The sequence below is a fragment of the Verrucosispora sp. WMMC514 genome (genome assembly GCF_027497295.1).
In the GTDB taxonomy this organism is placed as follows: domain Bacteria; phylum Actinomycetota; class Actinomycetes; order Mycobacteriales; family Micromonosporaceae; genus Micromonospora; species Micromonospora palythoicola.
The window spans coordinates 361,007-380,296 of the sequence record NZ_CP114906.1 but is presented as its reverse complement, the minus strand read 5'-3'; the positions used below and the strand labels follow the sequence as shown (position 1 = coordinate 380,296).

The 19,290-nt window shown below is 68.1% G+C and carries 13 protein-coding genes and 1 pseudogene; 7 read left to right on the top strand and 7 right to left on the bottom strand.

The features are described from left to right. Window positions 1-194: 194 nt before the first annotated feature. The 3 genes from O7597_RS01595 to O7597_RS01585 all read right to left on the bottom strand — a co-directional run bounded on the left by O7597_RS01595 (window position 195) and on the right by O7597_RS01585 (window position 3,290). Window positions 195-1,352 carry a hypothetical protein gene (locus tag O7597_RS01595; RefSeq protein WP_278179795.1) on the bottom strand — a complete coding sequence of 386 codons (1,158 nt, stop codon included), beginning with the start codon at window positions 1,350-1,352 and terminating at the stop codon, window positions 195-197. A gap of 61 nt (window positions 1,353-1,413) precedes the next feature. Further along, window positions 1,414-1,899: an SAM-dependent methyltransferase gene (locus O7597_RS01590; protein ID WP_281581835.1), complete on the bottom strand. Its 486-nt coding sequence runs from the start codon at window positions 1,897-1,899 to the stop codon at window positions 1,414-1,416. Window positions 1,900-1,934: 35 nt separating this feature from the next. Further along, window positions 1,935-3,290, bottom strand: coding sequence for a Tat pathway signal protein (locus tag O7597_RS01585; RefSeq protein WP_281581834.1), 1,356 nt, complete (start codon window positions 3,288-3,290; stop codon window positions 1,935-1,937). Between the two features lie 914 nt (window positions 3,291-4,204). Here O7597_RS01585 and murC point away from each other — a divergent pair. Next, window positions 4,205-5,650 (top strand): UDP-N-acetylmuramate--L-alanine ligase, encoded by a 1,446-nt coding sequence (murC, locus tag O7597_RS01580; RefSeq protein ID WP_281581833.1) that lies wholly within the window; start codon window positions 4,205-4,207, stop codon window positions 5,648-5,650. A gap of 3 nt (window positions 5,651-5,653) precedes the next feature. Here the strand turns inward: murC and murF are convergent, their stop codons facing one another. Further along, on the bottom strand, window positions 5,654-6,985 hold the full coding sequence (murF, locus tag O7597_RS01575) for a UDP-N-acetylmuramoyl-tripeptide--D-alanyl-D-alanine ligase (protein WP_281581832.1): 1,332 nt from the start codon (window positions 6,983-6,985) through the stop codon (window positions 5,654-5,656). A 213-nt stretch (window positions 6,986-7,198) separates the two neighbouring features. Here murF and O7597_RS01570 point away from each other — a divergent pair, with 213 nt between their 5' ends. Continuing rightward, window positions 7,199-7,936 (top strand): hypothetical protein, encoded by a 738-nt coding sequence (locus O7597_RS01570; protein ID WP_281581831.1) that lies wholly within the window; start codon window positions 7,199-7,201, stop codon window positions 7,934-7,936. Window positions 7,937-7,997: 61 nt separating this feature from the next. Here O7597_RS01570 and O7597_RS01565 read toward each other — a convergent pair whose 3' ends face one another. Continuing rightward, window positions 7,998-9,002 carry a hypothetical protein gene (locus O7597_RS01565; protein WP_281581830.1) on the bottom strand — a complete coding sequence of 335 codons (1,005 nt, stop codon included), beginning with the start codon at window positions 9,000-9,002 and terminating at the stop codon, window positions 7,998-8,000. A gap of 1,403 nt (window positions 9,003-10,405) precedes the next feature. Between O7597_RS01565 and O7597_RS01560 the strand changes: the two genes are divergently transcribed. From O7597_RS01560 to O7597_RS01550, 3 genes are all read left to right on the top strand, one after another. Beyond that, entirely contained in the window at window positions 10,406-10,792 is a 387-nt protein-coding gene (locus O7597_RS01560; RefSeq protein WP_281581829.1) for a hypothetical protein, read from the top strand. Window positions 10,793-10,854: 62 nt separating this feature from the next. Continuing rightward, a complete protein-coding gene (locus O7597_RS01555) occupies window positions 10,855-12,294 on the top strand; it encodes an FtsK/SpoIIIE domain-containing protein (RefSeq protein ID WP_281581828.1) in 1,440 nt (479 codons plus the stop codon). A 141-nt stretch (window positions 12,295-12,435) separates the two neighbouring features. Next, window positions 12,436-13,848, top strand: coding sequence for a replication initiator (locus O7597_RS01550; protein ID WP_348650782.1), 1,413 nt, complete (start codon window positions 12,436-12,438; stop codon window positions 13,846-13,848). A 213-nt stretch (window positions 13,849-14,061) separates the two neighbouring features. On the opposite strand, the gene O7597_RS01545 is transcribed toward O7597_RS01550, so the two are convergent. Together O7597_RS01545 and O7597_RS01540 are read right to left on the bottom strand one after the other, a co-directional pair. Further along, the gene (locus tag O7597_RS01545; RefSeq protein ID WP_281581826.1) at window positions 14,062-15,480 is read right to left on the bottom strand and encodes a recombinase family protein; all 1,419 of its coding nucleotides are present in this window, start codon (window positions 15,478-15,480) and stop codon (window positions 14,062-14,064) included. 21 nt (window positions 15,481-15,501) lie between these two features. Next, a pseudogene (locus O7597_RS01540) lies at window positions 15,502-16,023 on the bottom strand (class I SAM-dependent methyltransferase); the annotation flags it as partial. A gap of 317 nt (window positions 16,024-16,340) precedes the next feature. Between O7597_RS01540 and rpsA the strand changes: the two are divergent. Then, window positions 16,341-17,834, top strand: coding sequence for a 30S ribosomal protein S1 (rpsA, locus tag O7597_RS01535; protein ID WP_099844791.1), 1,494 nt, complete (start codon window positions 16,341-16,343; stop codon window positions 17,832-17,834). Window positions 17,835-18,076: 242 nt separating this feature from the next. Beyond that, window positions 18,077-19,258 carry a dephospho-CoA kinase gene (gene coaE, locus O7597_RS01530; protein ID WP_281581825.1) on the top strand — a complete coding sequence of 394 codons (1,182 nt, stop codon included), beginning with the start codon at window positions 18,077-18,079 and terminating at the stop codon, window positions 19,256-19,258. Window positions 19,259-19,290 lie beyond the last annotated feature (32 nt).

Genomic DNA, 19,290 nt, shown 5'->3' with positions numbered 1-19,290 from the left:
ATCCATAGGGATGTCTATCTGTCGAGGTAGATGCGCCTATGGATGCCATCGGATGCCTGCCCGTGATCTTCAATGTTGAGGCATTCGGGCTCACAACGGGCTCACCAACAACGGCAGTCCTTAGCTTGGACCCGCGCGGCTCGATGGTCACGGGCGCAGCAACCCTCCCGCATCTTGTCTACGGCCACCAAAAGCTACCCTGTTACTGGTGGAAGAACGACAGTCGATGAGCCCTCGGCTCGCAGTGCAGGCGTACCGCCATACACCCTGTCCATCAATTTGATGAGGTGACTCAGAGCCTGTTCGATTGTGGCCGGCCGCTCCCCCGGATAGTGGCGACTCATCCATGCACTTAGAGCGACAGCCGCGAAGGTGGAGAGTTGCGCTAGGAAACCGAGCGGATGATCTCCGATTCTGCCCGGCACAGAAGCTGCCGAAAACGATTCCGTTAGGCTTTGCATTACAGCAAATCGAGTCACGAAGCCTGGGTGCGTACTGGCGGAATCGGATTCCACCCACTCGCCAGTGACGTGCGCTAACGTTATGAGCGCAAGCGACGAGCCTGCGACAGCTCGGTATAGGTCAGCGAACGTTGGATCCCGTTCTATTGCCTGCGCGACAATTAGGTACGCGAGCAGGTCGGCCTGAAGCTCCTCGCGCTGAGAGTTGTTCAGTGCGGCCATAGCTGGGAATAGTCCGAGCCTCTCGACTGTCCGGTCGACGATTAGTTTGGCCCGTCGCTTGTCTCTTCTGCTGACTGTATGGCCAAGGAGGTGATGCGAGAGCTCGTGGGCTATCACGAAGGACTCCGCTGCGTCAACCATGTCCTCTTGTACGTCCTCACGCCCCATCGTCAGGCGAAGCCGAACGGGGTTGCCGGTGGCTACAAGGCGTCGATCTAGCCATGCCTCACGCGCATTTTCTAACTGATCCCAGGGCTCCTGGAAACGCTTGTTGATCGAAGCACTCAACTCCTCCGCCTTGATGGCGTCCCGCATAACATGAAGGGAAAAGTCTTTTAGGTGATGAAAGAACTCGTCATAGGCTGCGGCGTAAGCGCTCAATGTGAACGAGTATTGTACGTTGATTTCTAATATACCCGCTTTGCGCTCGGTCCAAGCGGCTGCATTTACGTCCCCCTGAAGCACTCGACCTGCGAACAGATTTGCGGCTAACGCGCGCCATTCAGCAGGAACGGCGTCAATAAGGTCATCCAAGAGGAATGTCAAGCGGGGGCAGTTCGAGCGCTCGGGCTGCCACCCCTGGGCGCGCCGCACCAGCGCTGGATCTAGCTCCGCCTCTCGTCCTGCGTGGCGAAAAAAGTACAGCCAGAAGTTCAGATCTGGCGGCATCCTGTGAACGTGGAAGAACTTTCCTCTGGAATTCTTAAGCGTAGCCACCCCGGTCTACCTACTACTCGGCACGCTTGGCGAAGTATGGCCCTAACATCTGCGTAGTCCATTCGGCTTGACGAATTTCACCTCTCGGGCCGAATTCCGAGAACCATGGCTTGATGTCCAGAATGGGGGTACCGTCCACCGCGTCTAATTCCTCGACGTAAAGATCAAGGCCGTCAACTTTGGCCAGGCGGCATCGAGATACACCCAACCAGTTGATGCGCCGCATGTTTCGATGACCGAAAATGCCCACCTCTGGCCACTGTGGGTTGTCTCTGGGACGACGCGCGCCTAGGTTGAGATCAGTCGGATCAGTGAGGTGGAACCGAAAGACAACCTCAAGATGGGAGAACTCTTCCAGCCCTCTGGTGGCTTCTGGCGTGAAACGCTCATCATCAATTCGAATAATTGCCTGACTTCCGCCCCAGTAATCGTCGGTCGGCTCGCTTCTCCCACCCACCACATGCGCAACGGGCTCCACTGTAAACTTCTCGGCTGCCACTCCGGCCTCCCACTATTGTGATCAGATGTCTCGTATTACGCGAAAGATGAGAGGTAATTCCTGGCCCGCATATCCACGTCTTGGACTACTCGAATGCTGCGGCGTTTATAGGGAGAAAGGAGGGCGCGCATTTCCGCTGCGACCTGACGCGTGCGGCCTGACCGTACTCCGTCCATCGCATCCAGGGAGCGCGACCATGTATCGCACGCCTCCTCGATGTCACCTTGCCTGGCTTGAATTGCCCCCATGTAGCCGAGTGTGACGGCATGGGTTCGGGTAAAGGATGCTGCTTTGCGGGTCTTGACGCTCCGGCGGAATTGCTTCGCTGCGCCGGTCAGGTCGCCGGTGTCGCGCAGCGCACATGCTGTCTCGTGCGCCAGGCTAGCCTCCCCGAAGAAGAACACACGCCCGGGCTCATCGTCGCCATCTGAGGCGGCGGCAAGATCGTCCTCAGCTTGCAGAAGCGCGCGAGCAGCCTGTTGGGTCTCCCCGTTCACCCCGAGTGCGCGAGCGTAGACGACGCCGAGTAGTGACCGCTCTCGTGGGGCTGCGGCCTTGTAGCGCTGGGTGTCCATCGACGCTGATGCGAGATTCAAAGAATGTTTGTGGTGCCCCAGATCGATCGCCTGGTGAGCCATTGCGCGCAGTACGTGGCCTGCCATCGCCGGATTCTCGGCCTCGGCAGCCAACTTTACTGACACGTTGAAATAGTGCTGAGCGACGTTGTGCTCACCGTTGTCGAAAGCCATCCAGCCGGCGAGGTAGGAAAGTTCGCTGGCGGCCGTAAACATGTCTCGCCTGAGTGCGTCGTCGGCGTAGCGTCCGCATAGGAAGCTCGCCACGTCAGAGGTGAGGTACTGCACCACCGCTAAGCGAGCGTGGCCACCGCCCCGGCGTTGGTCGACTCGGGAGAACAACGACGCCATGTCGCGCACGGCGTCGACGTCGCCTCGGCCGACCATCTTGCCGCCTGCTGCGCCGCGTGCTTGGCCGCGTTCGGCCATCTGTTCCCACCAGCGTCCGCCGGGCAGAGTCAGCGCGGCGAGCGAGTAAGCGGCAGTGCTGAGTACGCGTCTGCGTTCAGCGTCCACGTCGACTCTCCCGAGTTCGGTTAGCGCAGCCAGCGTATCGACCCGCCATCCGAGCATGTCTCTGGAGGACAGCAGCGGAGCTGGTAACCCGATCTCATCGAGCGTGACTACCCGGCCAAGCTTTCGTGACAGTGCCTCGCACAGCAGGCCGGGTGCTCGCCCGGAGGGCTTGGAGCCGGCGACCCAGTGCGACACGTGGGAGCGGCCGACTCCGCTGAACTCCTTTGCGTTCATTTCCTGCGCGACGCGAACGAACGCCCGTGCCACCTCGGCGTGTGACATGCCGGCCTCGGCTATCACGGCTGCGAGCTTGGCGTTGCTCGCTCCTATGTGCGGCACGGTTACCCCCGTCCGAAAGTTGATCTTTCACCACGTTCACCGCTTCGACGTGCGTCACAGCGTACCTACCGCCCGTGGTTTGCGGTTCGCTACAGGTAGCCGGGCCGGCGACCGATGCGGCGGAAGGAATCGCCTTATCTCACACCGGTCTCGCGTACGGAGAACTGTTGGCGGCTCCCCACTTCTACGAGCGGTGTGCGCCGTGGTGGTGGGTGATGGGCAGGGCCGCCGTGTGGAGGCGCACGCGTTCCTCCATGCGGCGTGCCCTGCCCCCTGTGGAGGTCGATCGCGTGGCGACTTATTCCGGCGGCGAACAGCTCGACGCCGCACAGGTCGCGTTGGAGCGGCATGCGGTGTCGAGTGCGGACGGCCGTTGTATCGGCTGCGGAACGCTGGGACCATGCGCGGAGCGGGAGCACGCCGTACGAGTGTTTCGCAGTTCGCTTCGTCTGCCTCGGCGGATTCCTGGGGCGACACGCCCTGAGCTAGTCAACGCGCGCCGCGTCGGTGTTCCGGGCCTCCTGGCTGCTCCGCGATCCGTTGCCGCTGACGATGCATGCACGTTGCCTGCCCGGCCTCCGGCGCGCGCCGCTGCGGAATGCGCGCCGGGTCAGCCACGGGCTCGTCCCGGGCATCGGTCGTTGCGGCGTCGTGAGTGCTGATGTCGTCGGGCAGCCCTGGATCGGATGCCAGGCGCGCTGCGGCGGCAGTGCCGGCGGATCGTCCGACGCAGATCGATTGGGCTGGCGCGGCCGAGCTGGTGACCCGAGGCCACTCGGTCGCGCAAGGAATCGCATCGATCGAAAGGAGTGGACTCCCTAGCACGTCAGCTCGTGGCATCACCCTGTCAGCTCTACCGAAGGAGACACGGCACCATGACCGACACGATCACTGGTAACCCGACGATCGAGGCGTACACCGGTCCGATCGACCTGTCCCGTCCGTATTTCGTGGGCATCGGCGGCTGCGCGATGTCCGGCCTGGCGCGGCTGCTGGCCGAGTTGGGTCACGAGGTCAGCGGCAGCGATCTACGTGACTCGGCCACGCTGGCGGCGCTGCGTGCGGCCGGCGTGCGAGTGCAGGTCGGGCACGACCCGGCGCACATCGAGGGTGCGAGCTGCGTCGTCTACACCACGGTCGCGCAGAACGCGCCCGAGGTGCGTGCGGCCCGGGTGGCGGGCATTCCGGTGGTGCACCGGGCGCAGGTCCTCGACGTGTTGGCCGCCGCGCGGCGGCTGGTGGCGGTGTCCGGGTCGCACGGCAAGTCCACCACGGCGGGCATGCTCGCTCACATCCTGCGCACCCTTGGGCAGGACCCGAGTTACCTGATCGGTGCCGACCTGACCGGGGTGGGCTCTGGCGCCCACCTCGGCGCGTCGCGGCTGTTGGTGGCGGAGGCGGACGAGTCGGATCGCTCGTTTCACTTCCTCACTCCGTCGATCGCGGTCGTCACGAACGTGACCGACGACCACCCGGAGAACTTCGTCAGCCACGCCGAGGTCCTGCGTGCCTACGTCGAGTTCGGCGGCCGGGTCGCGCCGTACGGCTTCCTGATCGTCAACGCGGATTGCGTTGGCGCGACGGTGGCCGCCGATGTGATCGCCGACGAGCGTCCCGACCTGACGGTACTACGGTACGGCCGGGACCGGACGGCGGACGTACGGCTGTTAGACGTGCACGCCGAGGGCTGGAGTGCGTCCGCGACGGTGCGGATGCCGAACGGAACGGAGGTCCGGCTGACGCTGCCGACTCCGGCGGCGCACCACCTGGACAACGCGGCGGCGGCCATTGCGTGCGCGGCGGCACTGGGCTTGGACCCCGGCGACGTGGCCGGGGCGGCGTGCACCTTCGCCGGGGTGCGTCGGCGGTTCGAGCACATCGACACCCGGGCCGGGGTGACGGTGATCGACTCCTACGCCGATCACCCGCACGAGATCGCCGCCGATCTGGATGCTGCGCGCACCCTGGCGCGGGGTCGGGTGTTCGTGGTGTTCCAGCCGTCCGGGCACGCCCGCGTCCTGGCGTTCGGGGAGCGCATCGGCGGCGTTCTGGCGGACAAGGCCGATCACGTCCTGCTCCTGGATGTGCACGGCACGGTGCCGACCGGTCGACCCGTGGCGGACGCCTCCGCGATCGTGGCCCGGCTGCGCGAGGGCGACTACTGCCTGCCGCTCGGCCCGGACCAGGCGGCGCGGCTCATCGGGCGGATGGCTGGCCGCGGTGACGTGGTGCTGACGATGGGCACCGGTGACGTAACCGGCTACGGTGCGGCGATCCTTGACGCTCTGAGCAGCCGGAGCGAGGTCGCGTTGTCCGCGTGAGTGCTACGCCTGGGCGGTGACAGCGCCGGGTTCCTCGATCAGCTTGTCCGCGAGCGCGAGGAGCCCGGCGCTGTTGGCTGCCTTGACCAACACCACGTCGCCCGGCCGCAACCCGTCGCGCAGCAACTCCCACGCCTCGGCCACGTTGCCCGCCCGGTCTACGGCCGTGCCGTTGCCGGCTGCTCCGCTGGCGTACTGCTCGGCGTCGGCTCCGCCAATGGCGACCAGCCACCCGGCTCCGATCTCGGCCACCTGTTGCCCGATCTCCCGGTGCACCTGTGCGGCGTGGTCGCCCAGCTCGGCCATCTCGCCGAGCACCGCGACCGCCCGCCGACCGTCGCCTGCCATAGCGTGCAAGGCCCGCAACGCGGCCCGCATCGCGTCGGGCGCAGCGTTGTAGGCGTCGTTGATGACGGTCACCCCGTCGGCGCGGGTGCTGACCTGCATTCGACCCGGCGACACTGCCTCGGCTTGTGACACGGCCTCGGCTACCGCCTCGATCGGGTGCCCCAGACCGAGGGCGACCGTGGCGGCGGCCAGCGCGTTGGACGCCTGGTGCAGCCCGTAGAGGCGCAGCCGCACGTCGGCGGCCTGGCCGTCGTGCATGAGCCGGAATCCGGCGCGGCCCAACTCGTCTACCGTGATGTACTCGGCGCGCACGTCGGCCGGGTTGTCGATGCCGTAGGTCAACACCCGGGCGCGGGTACGGCTCGCCATGGCGGCCACCAACACATCGTCGCCGTTGAGCACCGCCAACCCGCCGTCGCCCGCATCGGGCAGCGCTTCCACGATTTCACCCTTGGCCTGGGCGATGTTCTCCACCGACCCGAACTCGCCGAGATGGGCGTGTCCGACGCGGGTGACGACGCTGACGGTGGGTGGGGCGATGCGGGTCAGGTATGCCACGTGGCCGATGCCGCGTGCGCCCATCTCCAACACCAGATAGCGGGTGTCGGCGGTGGCGCGGGTGACCGTGTACGGCAACCCAAGCTCGTTGTTGTTCGACGCCCGGTTGGCCACCGTGGCGCCCCACGTGGGTAACACCTGGGCGAGGATGTCCTTGGTCGACGTCTTGCCCACCGAGCCGGTCACCCCGATCACGGTGGTTTGCGGCAGCCGGTCCACCACCGCGCGGGCGAGTCGCCCGTAGGCGGTGGGCACGTCCTCGACGATCACGGCGGGTACTCCGACTGGCCGTGACGCCAGCACCGCTGCCGCGCCGGCCTCGATCGCCTGGGCGGCGTAGTCGTGCCCGTCGACGCGCTCACCGGGCAGCGCCACGAACATGCCGCCGGCCTCGACGCGTCGGCTGTCGAACACAACTGGGGCGGTCACGGTCACGCCTTGGGGAGCGTCGTGGACGGCTCCGCCGACAACGGCCGTGATCTCTTGCAGAGTCATCGGAAACACATGATGAACCTACCGTCTGCGGTCGGCGGAACGAGGGCTGTAGCCGGATCGCGGATGTCTGCGCGCCGGTAGCTACTGGCAATAGCCCAATTGGCACGATGCCAACTGTCGCTAGCGCTACTGGCACTGTGCCAAGCTGTGTTTATGCACCGCAATTCGCCTGCCGGTCGTCGGAGCGTATGGGCTCGGCGGTCGACGCGTCGGCGCTTGCGGTCGGTGCTGTGGGTGCTGCCGAAGCCGCGTACGCGGGCGGCTTGGGCGTCCTGGGCTGATGATCTGTACAACCTGCGGTCCGAACTGGCCCATGATCAGGTGTGGCGTGCTCAGGCGGAAGGCGCGGACGCGCCGGTGATGGTGTTGCCGGTGGGTGATCCGGCTGTGCCGCTGGGCAAGCGTGCTGCCGAGCCTCGCGGGTTGTCGGAGGCGTCGCGGCGTCGTCGGGCGCTGGCGGATCAGGTGGCGAACAGCCTTGCGGATCAGCCGACGATCGACCCGTGGCGTGCGGGGACGGACGTGCTCGCGCAACAGGTGTTGCCGGCGCGGTTGGGCGATGATCCGGCGATGCGGCAACCCTTTGTTGATGCTGCCGCTGTGGTGGAGCGGGGTGGGCCGGGTGTGCTGCGGGTCGTTCCCGGTGACGGCGGGGTGGTGCTGCGGGTGCACGGGCCGTCGTGGTCGCTGGTGTTCCGGGTCAGTCCGATCGTCAACGCCATCGTGGTGTTCCTGGATGCGACGTCCCGTTACGGCTGGCGGGTGGAGGACGACACGGAGTCCCGTGAGCTGATCCAAGAAGCGGTGACGCGTGTGGTGGCGGAGGCGGCGCGCTACGGGTGGGGCGGGGACAAGTACGCGCGGCCCGTGGCGCCGGTCGCCTAAAGGGCTGTCCGGCCGTCTCGTGGGTGCGGTGCAACGTTCACGGAGCGGCCGGACTCGGCTTCTAGCTGGGCGGTCGCTGCTGCGGTATACGGGCGATGAGTCGGCGGAGTTGCCGTACGGCGGTGGCGCGGCGCTTCGATGCGTTGCTGGGCGACAGGTTCAGCTCGGCGGCGACCTGGCCGAGGGGTTCGCCGTCGAGGTAGGTACGTCGCAGAAGTTCGGCGCTGGCGGGGTCGATCCGGTCGGCGGGTGGCATCTGGGCGGACTGCGCGACGAACTCTTGTAGGCGGGCGATGACGGCATCCATGCCTCGCCGGTCGGGTCCGTCGTGGCGCTGGGCGTGGTGGGCGCTGATCTCGTCGTCGCCGCCCACGGGCACCTCTCGGGGCTCATCCTCGCGCAGGCGTGTGATGCGGGCTTGGTGCTCGGCGGCGGTCTCGTCGTGGCGGCGGGTGAGTTGCTTGCGACGGTGCTCGGTGCGTCCGCTGGCGTGGTCGTACGCGCCGCCGAGTAGCCGGGAGTAGACGTTGGGCCGGTCGATGTTCAGCCGCCACCGAGTGCCGGCCGTGGTGGTCACGGTGGCTTGCATCCGGTCGAGGAAGGCGTATATCAGCGTGTATTGGGCTGCGATCACGCGCTTCGCGGGGTCGTCAGGCATGGCGAGGCGGGCGGCGCGGGAGAGAAGTCCACGGGCGGCGACGCCGAGGGCGTAGAGGTTCCAGTCTTCGCGGTTGTCGGGGTCGTCGCGGACGTGGACGACGATGTGTCTCCATACCTGGTCTTTGATCTCGCGGGTGGCGTCGTCAGCCAGCAGGCGGCGCAGCACCTCATCGGCGCGGGCAGGGCGGGGGTCGTCGGTGCCGGTGAGCCAGCCTTTCGGCACTCCGACGCGGCAGAGCGTGATGGCGGCGGAGAGCACTTGGCCGGCGGGCAGCGCCTTCTGTCTGACGAGGGCGGCAACCGGGTCGGGCGCAGCGTCGGCGCCGGGTGGTGGTGCGGAGAAGGTGAGCTGGCCGGGCAGGGCTATGCCGTGGGGGTGCCTTGCGGGCACTCGGTGTTCGGGCACGGGTTCGTGTCCTCCCAACGTCGCCTCGGCTGGGTGACGCCAGGCCGCCTGTCAGCGGTGATGAGCCGGGTCGACGCTGGCCCCCTGATGCGGCCCGGCGTGCTCCGGACACGCCGGGAGTCGCACAAGCGGGCGAGATTCGCTCGTGGGTGCCATGCCGTTTGCGTGGCCCCGCTGCGAACCCTCGTCGTCGCTCGGCTTCACAACCGACAGCCGGACCGACCCCCCATGTCGGCCAGACCTTGATCTCTGAGCGTACGCGCGGGCCTGAAGAAACCTTCGAGTTGCGCCCACCAATTTGTTGATCTTGGAATATCCGGGCCTCTGGCGGTCCCCTTTGGTAGGTAGAAGGATCCGTGCGCGCGGCGCGGCGGCATGAGGAGGGGGATAAAGATCGGAGATGTCGGACCGTGGATGACCGGCGGTGGCGTCATGCCTGCTGTCGTCCGTTCGCGCTGGTCAGCCTCGGCATTCGGGGGCAAGCCGGCTTGCCGGCGCGGCAGCACCTCAAAGCCCGGCCGTGGAATCGACCGTATGGGCGTCGTCGGCGCTCTTGATGCTGTGGCCGGCGGTTTCGGCCGGTGTTGGCCGCATCGGTGAGAATCGGTCGCGGTTCGGGCGTGTCGGCTGACGTCCTGATGGCGATGGCGACCCGGCTACTCGCCCGACTTGCCGACGGGCGAGGTCGCCGTGCCGTCGTCCGCTGTGGTCGGAGTCGGGGTGGTGTGCACCCGTGATCGGGGTGCGGCGTGAGGCTGACGCCTGGTTGTTGGCTACTGGTCGTCCCCAGTGTCGTGTGCGCTCTGTTCTCGTTGGGGCGGGGCGGGGGACCGGCCGCCAGGCCGCAGCCCCCGACCCCGCCCACCGCTCCTTTCCCCACTCCCCTGTCTCGCGGGACCGGCCATGCCGATCCCGCTTCTTGACCAAGTAGGGAAACTCGTACGCATCTCCGCCCCTCCGGGGTGTCGACCATGCCCGCCTCAATCCTGGCGTCCTGGCCGTGATCGCCAGTCGCCCGGTGCGCGGGGCCCGCGCCGTTCCTCGTGGTGCCGTCCGTTCCTGGGCGTCCGGCTGCGAGTCGTTGCCGCGTCCGCTCGCCCGGAGCGCGTCGCGCTCGGTCTGTCTACCCGGCCTCCGGGTCGCCGACCTGGGTCGCCTCGACCCGGGCTCGGCCCGTCCTACTCGTCCTGCTTCTGGGCGGCGCAATCGCTGCCATCTGTCCTATTCGGAGGTCTGCCATGCCTTCTCGCTACTGCCGCGCCCTCGCGGAGCCGTTCCGGTCGCGCCTCGTACCGGTGGTGCGGAGTCGCGGTCCGCCCCCGGCTGCCGGGCTGCGCGCTGCCCCTGTCCCGACTACCGCACCACCTGTAGAGCACTACCTCATTCAACCATTGGAGTTTTTTGTGAACAGCATTCCTGTTGATCTATCTCGTCTGACCGGCCTGCTGTGCGTGGCTGCGCCGGAACCCAAGACCGACCTTGACGGCGAGCAGCGCAAGGACCGCGACGGTAACCACCTGTGGGTGACCGGGCTCGCGGTGCGCCGGGCCGGTACCCGTAAGGCGTCGGTGATCGACGTGCAGACCTCCGCCCAGCCGGAAGGCGTGACGGAGGGAAGCCCGGTCGGTGTGACCGAGCTGGACGTGTCGCTGTGGGAGATTGAGGGCCGGCACGGATTGTCCTACAAGGCGGCGTCGATCTACCCGAAGCGGCCCGGCAACGGTGGTGGCTCGCCTGCGGTGCCGACCCCGCCCCAGCGGGAGCGTGGCGGTAAGGCCACCGGCTCATGATCGCCGCAGTAGTGATGCCGGCGGCATCGGCCGCATCGCCGACGCCTACGCCGTCACCGTCGATGGCCCCCGGGGTTCCCGGCTTCGTGCCGCGCTTCCCGGGGGTCACCCTCGACCAGCTTCAGGCGTGGCTACCCACGATCATCACCGCCGCCGTAGTCCTGGTGGCCGTCGTCGTGGCGCTGGCCGTGGTGTCGCGGTTGCTGCGCCAGCTGGCACCCCGCGCGCACTGGTACCTGTTCGGGTTTGCGCTCCTGCGCATGCGGATGCGCCGCTCCTGGCGGCACCTGTGCCTCAACGCGCAGTTGACCGGCACCGACCGGCCCACCACCGGGCAACTCGGGCCGCTGCTGGTCAAGGGTCGGCTGATCATGCCGGTCCTGCCGTTGCTGCGGCGTATCCGACCCCGCTCCTTCGGGGCAACCGCGGTGATCCTGCTGCACCCCGGACAGATCCCGGAGCCGTTCGTCAACGCGGCGGAGGCGATGGCACACGCCTGGGGTGTGCACGCCGTACGGGTCGACGCGCGACTACGCGGCCGGGTCCGGTTGACCATCCTCACCGCCGACCCCCTCACCGCGCAGCGGACGGAGGCGGCGACCTGGGCGACCGGGCCGTCACCGAAGGAGACCGCGATGACCTCCCGCCCCTCGGAGGCCATCGAACCGCCTGCCTCGGCGGTGGCGGTGCCGGCGGACCTGGCGGCCGATGTGGGGCAGCGGGAGGACGGGCAGCGGTGGGTGGTCGACCTGGTGACCTTCCCGCACTGGCTGATCACCGGGGCCACGCAGTCAGGCAAGTCCACGCTGATCAACGCCGCCGTATCGCGGTGGGCGGCGCGGCCGGTGGCGCTGGTCGGGATCGACTGCAAGGGCGGCATGGAGTTGGCCCCCCACGCACCCCGGCTGTCCGCTCTGGCTACCGACCGGGCGGAAGCGGCGGACATCCTGGCCGCACTCGTCGCGGAAACGCAGCGGCGGATGGGCCTGTGCCGCCAGCACGGGGCGCGCAACATCTGGCAGCTCGCACCCGAGGTGCGGCCGATTCCGGTGGTCGTGATCGTCGACGAGTTGGCAGAGCTGTACCTGGTCGCCTCCCGTGCGGACAAGGACGAAGCGCTGCGGGCGACAACGAACCTGTTGCGATTGGCTCAGCTCGGCGCGGCCCTCGGCGTGCACCTGGTCGTGGCCGGGCAACGGGTCGGCTCCGACCTCGGCCCCGGTGTGACCGCGTTGCGTGCCCAGCTCGCCGGGCGGATCTGTCTGCGGGTCAACGATGAGGAAACCGTGGACATGACCTTGGGTGACCTCTACCCGGACGCGGTGGAAGCCGCCCAGCAGATCGACCCCGCCGTGAAGGGCATCGCGGTCACCACTGCCGACCACGCGGGCTGGATCCGTGCCCGCTCGGTCTACCTGTCGCCGGAGCAGTTGGCGGCCGTCATCGCGGCCACCGCACATCTGGTGCCGGTCCTGCCCGGCCTCACCCCACCCGCCGCCTGACCTGCGGCCATTCCGACACCAACGGAGGTAACCGATGCGACCACGACCATCCCGCCCCGCTCCACCGTCCGGTGACGGCGGACCACCACCGGATCGGCACCCCGACGCTGGCCATCCCTACGCGAGGAGCAGAGGACCACCATGCCCACCCCCGCCCCCGGCGGGCCTGACTCCGGCCTGTCGTTCACTGACCGAGAGATCCTGTCCACCGCCACGCACCCCGAATTCCGGGCGTGGTTGGCCCGTGTGCGTCACATCGGCGGTTGCCAACACCCGGTGCATCTGGTCGGCCATACCTTGACCGTGGATGCCTCTACCGGTCGCCTGGTGCACTCCTTCACGTCAGCGGAGCAGCCGCACGGGCGGCTCACCATCGCCTGCGGCAACCGGCGGCAGTCGCGCTGCGAACCGTGCGCCCGTCTGCACCAGGGCGACACGTACCAACTCGTCGTGTCGGGGCTCGCTGGTGGCAAGGGTGTCCCCGACACCGTGAGAAGCCATCCGCGCGTGTTCGTCACGTTCACCGCGCCCAGCTTCGGCCCGGTCCATCGGCACACCACCGACGAACCCTGCCGACCCTCACGCGGTCGTCGTGGGCTCGTCTGCGGCCACGGCCGGCCCCTGTGGTGCCTCGACCGACACCCGCCCGGCGACCCGCTCACCGGTTCCCCGCTCTGCGCCGACTGCTACGACTACCCGGGCGCGGTGCTGTGGAACACGCACACCCGCGACCTGTGGCAACGGCTGCACCGCAACCTCTACGAAGCTCTCGCCACCGCCCGGGGTATCTCCCGCACGGCCGCCCGCAATGCGGTCCGCGTCGCCTACGCCAAAGTCGCGGAGTACCAGCGGCGCGGATCGGTGCACTTCCACGCCGTCATGCGCTTCGATGGTCCCACCCCCGACACCCCACCCCCGGCCTGGGCCACCCTGGCACTCCTGGTGCAGACCATCCGCACCGCAACGCGGCGCGTGCACCTGGCCGTGCCCGGCCTGGACACAATTTCGCGCTTCGGCGCGCAGCTCGACATCCGGCCCATCCTGCCCGGCCACGGCGGCGACGACGATCTCACCGAGCGGGCCGTGGCCTCCTACATCGCCAAGTACGTCACCAAGCCTGATGTCGCCGGCATCACCGTGGACCGGCCCATCCGCGACGCCATCACCATCTCGGTCCTCCCCGTCACCGAGCACGCCCGCACGCTCATCCGCACCTGCTGGACCCTCGGCGGTCAGCCGGAGTACAAGGCGCTGAACCTGCGGCGATGGGCACACCAACTCGGCTACCGAGGCCACATCGCCAGCAAGAGCCGCGCCTACTCGACCACCTACACCGCATTACGCGCCGCCCGCGAACAACACCGCCGCGACCACAACCAGGAGGACACCCACGACGAAACCGCCGACGCCATCACCGACAAGCACTGGACCTACGCCGGAACCGGCCACACCGCCGGACAATCCATGTTCGCTGACGCCATTGCAGATGATCTACAGGCGGCCCGCGACGCCGCCCGCGACGCGCGCATTGGTGGTGAGTGCGATGAGCCTTAAGCCTGCGTCGATGGGCAGCGAGCGGCCTGTCAGTGCTCGATCTCGGGAGTGTGGGGGAGAACGACGGTCCGGTCACGCTGAACACGTACGAAAGATCCTTGATGAGTGGCCGCCACTGACCGAGGACCAACGAACGACGCTAGCGCTACTCATGAAACCGTCGGACCCTGCGGCAGCATGACGGACAGGCCGCCATGCTGCCGCAAGGTCGGCTCACGTCGCCCGACGCGAAGAGTCCTTCGGCGAAATTCGCACCGTCTCCGGGTCGAACCTCTTCCGCCCTCGGACTGCCGGCAAGATCGTCACGTCCATGAGCGTGTCAATGATCTGGCGGCGCTGGTCGTTGTTCACGTCTCCGGAGTACCACCACACGCAAACGTCGGGAGCCGCGACGGCCGGCCCGAGGATGTCCACTCGCCCGGCATCTGCCAACTTCGCCTCGATCTCGGCAATGTCCGCCTCGGCGGCCTCGATGCCGGCAAGCATCGTGGCCCGGGGGATGCGCTTCTTCGCGTAGTCGACGCCGAGTTGCTTGAGCAGGACCCGTGACGCCTCCAACTCTTCTCGGAGGGCGTCCACGTCCGGTCGATCATGGTCAACGAGCAGATCAGCGCCGTCACGCTCAATGATCCCAATCACGACATCGCTCACCAGGTCGTCAACCGGCTGCACGGCCCGGCTGACGTGCTTGCCGGTGCGACACGTGTAGTTCTTGGCCCCCGTCCTGGACTGGCCACTCATGTTCACCGACTCACCGCAGACACACTGCGCGATCCCGGTAAGAAGGCCAACGGCCGACTTCCCGGTCTTCATCTTGCGCGCCGGGCTCTCCAAGATCGCCTTGACTGCTCGCCATGTCGGCTCGTCCACCAGCGCCGGCCACGCCGCCTTGGTGACCACCTCCCCGCGATGGGATCGCAAACCGGCGTTGCGCGGGCTCACGAGCCACTTGCGTAACGTCTCCGTGCGCCACAGGTTTCCCTGCCCGGTGCGAAGCCCAGCATCGTTCAGCGCGCGCACCTGCGACGCGAGGTTGCCCTTGGCGAGAATCGCGCGGTAGACAGCCTTCGCGGCCTTGGCCTCCTTCTCGCGTAGCGTCACGCGGTCGGGCTCGTAGCCGAACGGCCGGGGGCCGGGGGCTGGCCGGCCCTTCTCGGCGTGCTGGCGGTTCGCCCGCTTCTGGCGCTCCGACTTCAACTCCGTCTCGTACCGGGCGTCACTCGCCGCGTTGTCGAAGAACTTGCGTCCCTGCGGAGTCGAGAGGTCGAACGTCATCCCGCGAGCGTAGGAGACGACTACCGGCTGAGGTGCGGCAAGACACGTCTCGTAAAACCGATACTCGTCCGTCTTCGTCTTCAGCAGGCGCTCGCTCGACCACGCGATAACCACGTTGATCTCACCGGAAGTAATGAGCTTCAACAGCTTCTCGAAACCTGGCCGACGACGGAGCGCGGTCTTGTCGTTGTCAACGAGGCGATGCAGCACGGGCCATCGGTTGTAGTCCGCGTGCGCCTCGCAGTCCTCACCTTGCCGGGCGATGCCCTCACCCTCGCGGCTGGTGCCCTTGTGCGGGTCGTCGGAGAGTCGGAGGCAGATCGCCGCTCGCCGGTCCTGGCTGCTCAACAGCGTCATGGATCAATACTAGCAAGATCATACCCACCCGATCGGGTGGGTGACCGAGAAGACCCACCGGCCACCGGGACGCAGCACCCGGTGCACCTGACCCATCAGCGCCGCCGAGTCCTCGACGAACGGGACCGCGCCGAACGCCGTGCAGGCGATGTCGAAGCTCTGGTCGGCGAAGGGCAACGCGAGCGCGTCGGCCTGCGCCAGCGGTACGCGTACCCCGCTGCGGGTGTTGGCCTGGGTCGCGTGCCGCAACATGCCGGCGGAGAGGTCCACCGCGACCGGCCGGGCGCCCTGGGTGGCGAGCCAGCGGGAGCAGGACGCCGCGCCGCAGCCCACCTCCAGCACCCGTCGCCCGGACACGTCGCCGAGCAGTCGGGCGTCCGCCTCGCGCAGCCCCTCCGGGCACCAGACGAAGTCCACGTCCCCCAGGAAGTCGCCGTGTTCTGCCTGGTAGGCGTCGGCGTCGGCGTCCCACCAGCGTCGGTTGGCGGTGCGGGCCTCGGCGTCACCCACCCGGCGGCGGGTCACCCGGTTGTCGTCGTTCACCAGGCCACGCTAGGCCCTCACGCGGGGAGGGCGGGCGGCGGGCCGGTGGGGCGTCTGGTCGAAATCTCCGCTTTGGCGGCTGGTGCGCCGACGAGTAGGCGGGAGGGCTTGCACGCTGTGGTAATGCAGCAGGTAGGGTAGACGATGCGCTCGCGGATCGTGTGCCTCGGCAGGGAGCAGGTGCGCGGTCGACGGAGTCACATCAAGATCTCGTTCAGCGATTTCCAGGTGGGCCCGCCGACAAATCCGTTGGCGCGCACAGGTCACCGCGACACCAGCCTGCTGTGACACACCATCCGACCGGAGCAACCGCCCACATGACGAGCAGCATCGAGGCCCCCTCGAGCGCCACCAAGGTCACCGTCGACGATCTCGGCTCTGAGGAGGCTTTCCTCGCCGCGATCGACGAGACCATCAAGTACTTCAACGACGGCGACATTGTCGAAGGCACCGTCGTCAAGGTCGATCGGGACGAGGTCCTGCTCGACATCGGCTACAAGACCGAGGGTGTCATCCCCTCTCGGGAGTTGTCGATCAAGCACGACGTGGACCCGGCAGAGGTCGTCTCGGTGGGTGACCACATCGAGGCCCTTGTCCTTCAGAAGGAGGACAAGGAGGGTCGGCTGATCCTCTCCAAGAAGCGGGCGCAGTACGAGCGGGCCTGGGGCACGATCGAGAAGATCAAGGACGAGGACGGCGTCGTCCGCGGTTCCGTCATCGAGGTGGTCAAGGGTGGCCTCATCCTCGACATCGGGCTGCGCGGCTTCCTGCCGGCCTCCCTGGTCGAGATGCGGCGGGTGCGTGACCTGCAGCCGTACGTCGGCCGCGAGCTCGAAGCCAAGATCATCGAGCTGGACAAGAACCGCAACAACGTGGTGCTGTCCCGCCGGGCCTGGCTGGAGCAGACGCAGTCCGAGGTGCGCACCGAGTTCCTCAACAAGCTCCAGAAGGGGCAGGTCCGCAAGGGCGTCGTCTCCTCGATCGTCAACTTCGGCGCCTTCGTCGACCTGGGCGGCGTGGACGGCCTGGTGCACGTCTCCGAGCTGTCCTGGAAGCACATCGACCACCCGTCCGAGGTCGTCGAGGTGGGCCAGGAGGTCGAGGTCGAGGTCCTGGACGTCGACCTGGACCGCGAGCGGGTCTCGCTGTCGCTGAAGGCGACCCAGGAGGACCCGTGGCGTCAGTTCGCCCGCACCCACGCCATCCAGCAGATCGTGCCGGGTAAGGTCACCAAGCTGGTGCCGTTCGGTGCCTTCGTCCGGGTGGACGACGGCATCGAGGGCCTGGTGCACATCTCCGAGCTGGCCGAGCGGCACGTGGAGATCCCGGAGCAGGTCGTGCAGGTCGGCTCCGAGGTCATGGTCAAGGTCATCGACATCGACCTGGAGCGCCGCCGGATCTCGTTGTCGCTCAAGCAGGCCAACGAGGGCTTCGTCGAGGGCGAGGAGCACTTCGACCCGACCCTCTACGGCATGGCCGCGACCTACGACACCGAGGGCAACTACATCTACCCGGAGGGCTTCGACCCGGAGACGGGCGAGTGGCTCGAGGGGTACGACAAGCAGCGCGAGACCTGGGAGAACCAGTACGCCGAGGCGCGGCAGCGCTGGGAGGCGCACCAGAAGCAGGTGCAGACCTCTCGGGCCGCCGAGGCCGAGGCCGCTGCGAACCCGCAGCCGGCCCCCGCGGCTGGCGGCACCACCACCTCGACCAGCGCGGCGCCGAGCCGGCAGGCCGAGGAGCCGGCGGGCACGCTGGCCACCGACGAGGCGCTCGCCGCACTGCGGGAGAAGCTCGCCGGCGGCAAGTGACCCGCTGACAACTTCGGCCCGGCGGGCCTGACCCCCGCCGCGACCCGAAGCTGTCGACTGACACCAGAGGGCCCCGCCCCGACCCGGTACTCCGGGTTCGGGTCGGGGCCCTCCGTCGTCCCCATTGATCATGAAATTGACGGCACTTTGAAGACAACTGCCGCCCACTTCACGATCAACACGGAGTGCGGGTGGGGCGGGGTGGGGTTGGCGGGGGTGGGGTGATCGGGTTGACTGGTGCCGTGCTGAGGGTGGGGTTGACCGGTGGGATCGGTTCGGGCAAGAGCGCGGTGGCCGGACGGCTGGTCGAGCGGGGTGCGATGCTCATCGACGCCGATCAGCTCGCCCGGGAGGTGGTCGCGCCCGGCACCGAGGGTCTCGCCGAGGTCGTCGCCGCCTTCTCCGATCGGGTACTGGACGCCGACGGGGCCCTGAACCGGGCTGCCCTGGGTGAGTTGGTGTTCGCCGACGAGTCGGCCCGGCGCCGGCTGGAGGCGATCGTCCACGGTCGGGTCCGGGCCCGCACCGTCGAGCTGACCGCCGCCGCCCCGCCGGACGCCGTGGTGGTCAACGACGTCCCGTTGCTGGCCGAGGTGGGGTTGGCGCCCACGTACCACCTGGTGGTCGTGGTGCAGACGGGGGTGCACATCCGGTTGGCGCGGCTGGCCCGTGATCGGGGGATGAGCCGGGCGGAGGCGCAGCGCCGGATCGCCGCCCAGGCCGACGACGCCCGCCGCGCGGCGGTCGCGGACGTGTTGCTGACCAACGAGGGCACCCTCGACGACCTGCACGCGGCGGTCGACGCGCTCTGGCGTGACCGGCTGGTGCCCTTCGAGACGAACGTGCGTCACCGGCGGGCGGTGCGACTGCAGCAGGTCAGGCTGGTCGATCCCGACCCGACCTGGCCGAGGCAGTACGCCCGGCTGGCGGACCGGATCCGGCACGCCGTCGCTCCGGCGGACCTGCGGATCGACCACATCGGGTCGACCGCCGTCGCCGGCCTGGCCGCCAAGGACGTCATCGACATCCAGCTCGGCGTGCCGTCCCTCGCCGAAGCCGACGGTGTGGTGGCCGAGCGGCTGGCCGACGCAGGTTTCCCCCGGCTGCCGGGCGACTGGTGGGACAGTCCCCGACCGGCCGGCAGCGGCCGGTGGGCGAAGCGGCTGCACGGCAGCGCGGACCCGGCCCGCCCGGTCCACCTGCACGTGCGGGTGACCGGGTCGCCGGGCTGGCGCTACGCCCTGCTGATGCGTGATCACCTGCGGGCCGATCCCGACCAGCGGGCCGCGTATCTGGTGTTCAAGCGGGAACTGGCGGCGTCCGCGCCGGACAGCGGCGCGTACGCCACGGCGAAGGACCCGTGGTTCGACGAGGAGCACCTCCGGGCGGAGGAGTGGGCCGCCCGCACCGGTTGGCGCCCCTGAGGGGCGCGGCGCGGTCCGCCGGGGCGATGTGA

What these genes read in the sequence shown, in the direction of transcription:
- O7597_RS01555 (WP_281581828.1), top strand. Translation starts at nt 10,855, where the DNA reads ATGGCCCCCGGGGTTCCCGGCTTCGTGCCGCGCTTCCCGGGGGTCACC.
- O7597_RS01550 (WP_348650782.1), top strand. Translation starts at nt 12,436, where the DNA reads ATGCCCACCCCCGCCCCCGGCGGGCCTGACTCCGGCCTGTCGTTCACT.
- O7597_RS01595 (WP_278179795.1), bottom strand. Translation starts at nt 1,352, where the DNA reads ATGCCGCCAGATCTGAACTTCTGGCTGTACTTTTTTCGCCACGCAGGA.
- murC (WP_281581833.1), top strand. Translation starts at nt 4,205, where the DNA reads ATGACCGACACGATCACTGGTAACCCGACGATCGAGGCGTACACCGGT.
- rpsA (WP_099844791.1), top strand. Translation starts at nt 16,341, where the DNA reads ATGACGAGCAGCATCGAGGCCCCCTCGAGCGCCACCAAGGTCACCGTC.
- O7597_RS01545 (WP_281581826.1), bottom strand. Translation starts at nt 15,480, where the DNA reads ATGACGCTGTTGAGCAGCCAGGACCGGCGAGCGGCGATCTGCCTCCGA.